The sequence below is a fragment of the Serratia sp. CoH_134_PS_4 genome (assembly GCF_058190535.1).
Genome location: NZ_JBXWKI010000036.1, coordinates 1 through 3,225 on the forward strand (window position 1 = coordinate 1; position 3,225 = coordinate 3,225).

The following is a 3,225-nucleotide window of genomic DNA, read 5'->3' on the forward strand; positions in this document are numbered from 1 at the left end:
AGCTGCTCTAATGCGCTCAGCAACTGTTTTTCCAGCTCCGTCATGTGCTATTTCCCCGCCAGTATCATCCAGCTCGAGTCCTCTCCGAACTGTCCCGCTTCCGGGTTCACCCTCACGCAGCGGCGTCTCTGCTCGCCGCAGGTCGAGAGCTGTACGCCGCTGTTCCTCTCTGACAGCATGGCCTGCGTGCTCTTCTGCTCCCGGATGGTCGTATAGTTCTCGAGTATCTGCTGCCCCTGCCACCACAGAATGCCCGCGCTCGACGCTATCAGCAGCGCGGAGACCAGAACGATGGTCAGCCACGTCTGGCTGACCATGCGCAGCATCCCTTTCGTGCGCTGGCTCATGGCTGAGGACAGCTTCCGGTCGTGGTCGAGGATGGCGGCGCTGATTCTCTTCTCGCTTTCGCTCAGTTCCGCTCTGACAGACTTCTCGTGCTCGCTGAATGCGGCTTTCAGCATCTCGCCGGTAGTCTGCTGCTGCGCTTTCGATTTCTGCTCTAAGTCCTTCGCCAGCGTTAAAAGACTGTTCATAGATGGCTCCCTTCAGTCGGATGTTTCGCCCCCCGTCCGGGTCGGCAATGCTGATGCTGCTTTTTGTGGTGCGCACCACCTCAAAACCTGCGCTTTCCAGCGCCTCAGTGACGTCCTGACGCGTTTTCAGCTCCCCGGATGAGGCAAGGGCAAGCAGGCCGCTCGTAATCGCCTGGGCGGCTTCCTGCTTCGCTTCCGGCAGCGCGGAAGGCGAGACCAGCACCCGCCGGTTCTCCGGCGCGTTCGGGTCATGCAGCCCCAGCCTGCCGTTCACTATGGTCTGCCAGGCATCGATGCGCGGACGGTCGGCGCGGTCGTAATACGGCTGTAGCCGCTTGCCGGTCAGAAGCTCCGTGTTCGGGATCAGGAAGTTCAGCTCCAGCCGCCCCTTGTCCCGGTGCTCAACCCACAGCACGCTGTACTGGTCTTTATCGAGTCCGGGCATCAGAACCCGCTCGAAACTCGCCATCAGCTTTTCGCGCTGGCCGGGCGGTAAATCCTGTTCGGCAAAAGACAGAACGCCGGAAGTGTACTTTTTGGCGTAGGGCGAGGCGTCGATAAGCTCCCGGACTTCATCCGGCTTCCCCTGCAGAACGCTGGCGCCGTCGCGCTGGCGATCTTTACCCAGCAGATAATCGACCGGCCCGCCGCCGCCGCCGCGCCCCCGAGGATGAAACTTAACGATCATCATCAGCACCCTTTTCCAGTACGGCATGCCGCAACCGCTCGAGTCCGGCATCGATGGCCATCAGCGCGGCGACAATCTGCACGCGGTCGTGTCCGCTTCCACCACCGGCGTTAACCTGGCGGGCAATCTGGTTAAGGTTGTTCCCCATGCCGGCAAGCTGACGAAGCAGCGCCGGCGAGATCGACGGAAGTTTGCCGGCGCGTGCGGGCTTCTCGTCCAGGCACGTCTGCCGCATCCAGGCCGCGAGTTGCTTACCCTCGCAGCGCTCCAGCAGACGCCGGTGCTCGTCCTCAGTCACCCACATGGTGAGCATTTTGCTGCGTTTGTCTGCCAATCCGGCCTCCTGATAACGCCGGGACGGACGGGAAATCTTTTCCCGGTCGGCACGGTGTTGGACAAGCCGCAGGCGCGGCAGTGGTTTTAGCGGGTTTCGGGGCGCAGCCCTGAACCAGTCACGTAGCGCTAGCGGAGTGTATACTGGCTAAACATGTTATGACGGAGTGGCAATTTATGAAAGTGCTTCATGTGACAGGGGAAAAATGCGGCTGCCGGGCGTAAGTGCAAAATGCAGGTGGTGATGAAATGACGCCTCCTCGCTCACTCGGTCGCTACGCTCCTGCCGTGAGACTGCGGCGGGCGTTACCAGCTCACAGATTACGGGATAAGCAAATGCCGCTCGAAGCAGGAAAGGCCAAGAAAAGGATGCGGAGTTGCCGTTTTTCCATAGGCTCCGCCCCCCTGACGAGTATCACGAAAATGACGCTCAAATCAGCGGTGGCGAAACCCGATGCGGCTTAAAGATACCAGGCGTTTCCCCCTGGTGGCTCCCTCGTGCTCCCCCGCATTCCTGCCTTTCGGTTTACCGGTGTCATTCCGCTGTTATGGCCGCGGTTTCTCATTCCACGCCTGAAACTCGGTTCCGGGTAGGCAGTTCGCTCCAGGATGGACTGTATGCACGAACCCCCCGTTCAGTCCGACTACCACGCCCGTTCCGGTAACTATCAACTTGAGTCCAACCCGGAAAGACACGACAAATCGCCAGTGGCGGTAGCCATTGGTAACTGGGTTCACGGAGCAGAGATTGTAGAGAATGCCTACAGAGTTCTTGAAGTGAAAGCCTGAGTGCGGCTACACTGAAAGGACAGTTTAGGTATCTGCGCTCCGTGAAAGCCAGTTACCATCGGAACAAAGAGTTGGTAGCTCTGAATTCCGGCAAACGAACCACCGTTGGTAGCGGTGGTTTTTTTGTTTACAGGGAAAAAGATTACGCGCAGAAAGAAAGGATCTCAAGGAAATCCTTTTGCTTTGGCCAATATGCTTCGGTAAAAAGTTAATGCGCAGAAGATTTTGAAAAAATATTAATAACCAAAACTCCAACGCAAATAAGGAACATTCCTGCAATTGCGGGCCAATCAAGTTTTTGACCGCTAACCAACCAACCAGCTAGGCTTATTAGTACAATTCCCGCACCAGACCAAATTGCGTAAGCAATACCGGTAGGTATATTTTCCAATGTTTGGGAAAGCAGATAAAAGGCAGCGCAATAACTTATTGCAGTTCCTACAGACGGCCACAGGCGTGTAAATCCTTCTGAATATTTCATAAAGGTGGTGCCTATGACTTCAGCCACAATAGCCCCTCCCAGGAAAATATATGTATTCATAAAAATACCTCATGTTGAAAAATTTAAATATCTTTACATAACAACTAATTAATAGAACCCGGCTTATCATAGCGAAGGACCATGATGCTGCCACTGCGATCGTTCCAGCTCCAGCGCTTTCTGGTGCTGCACCGCCCGCTCCTGCTGCCGGTGAGTTTCTATCGCGTTCAGCCTTTCGACAACCGGCGCAGCTGCTCGCTCAAACTCTGCACCTGCCTGCTCAAGACCGTGACGCGCTCGTTCAGCGCCGCGTTCTCCCGTTGAATAAGACCAGACATCGTCCGCCATTCCGCGAAGGCGTTCTCCCACTCGTCCAGCCTTTTCGAGTAGTCCTGCTGTAG

The 3,225-nt window shown here is 56.3% G+C and carries 5 protein-coding genes; 1 reads left to right on the plus strand and 4 read right to left on the minus strand.

Features of this window, described 5'->3' with window-relative positions:
• Positions 1-1,221, minus strand: a 1,221-nt coding sequence (gene mbeA / locus AC2FCQ_RS24560) for a plasmid mobilization relaxase MbeA (protein ID WP_119015095.1), incomplete at its 3' end; no start/stop codon positions are given.
• Positions 1,211-1,534 (minus strand): MobC family plasmid mobilization relaxosome protein, encoded by a 324-nt coding sequence (locus AC2FCQ_RS24565; RefSeq protein WP_004193914.1) that lies wholly within the window; start codon positions 1,532-1,534, stop codon positions 1,211-1,213. The genes AC2FCQ_RS24565 and mbeA, both read right to left, overlap by 11 nt.
• 638 nt (positions 1,535-2,172) lie before the next feature.
• Between AC2FCQ_RS24565 and AC2FCQ_RS24570 the strand changes: the two genes are divergently transcribed.
• Complete coding sequence (locus AC2FCQ_RS24570) at positions 2,173-2,343, plus strand: hypothetical protein (RefSeq protein ID WP_004193911.1); 171 nt, start codon at positions 2,173-2,175, stop codon at positions 2,341-2,343.
• Positions 2,344-2,551: 208 nt separating this feature from the next.
• Here AC2FCQ_RS24570 and AC2FCQ_RS24575 read toward each other — a convergent pair whose 3' ends face one another.
• Both AC2FCQ_RS24575 and AC2FCQ_RS24580 read right to left on the minus strand, forming a co-directional pair.
• Positions 2,552-2,884, minus strand: a complete 333-nt coding sequence (locus AC2FCQ_RS24575) for an EmrE family multidrug efflux SMR transporter (RefSeq protein ID WP_001099531.1) — start codon at positions 2,882-2,884, stop codon at positions 2,552-2,554.
• Between the two features lie 167 nt (positions 2,885-3,051).
• A partial coding sequence (locus AC2FCQ_RS24580) for an MbeD family mobilization/exclusion protein (RefSeq protein ID WP_070123139.1) occupies positions 3,052-3,225 on the minus strand: 174 nt, incomplete at its 5' end.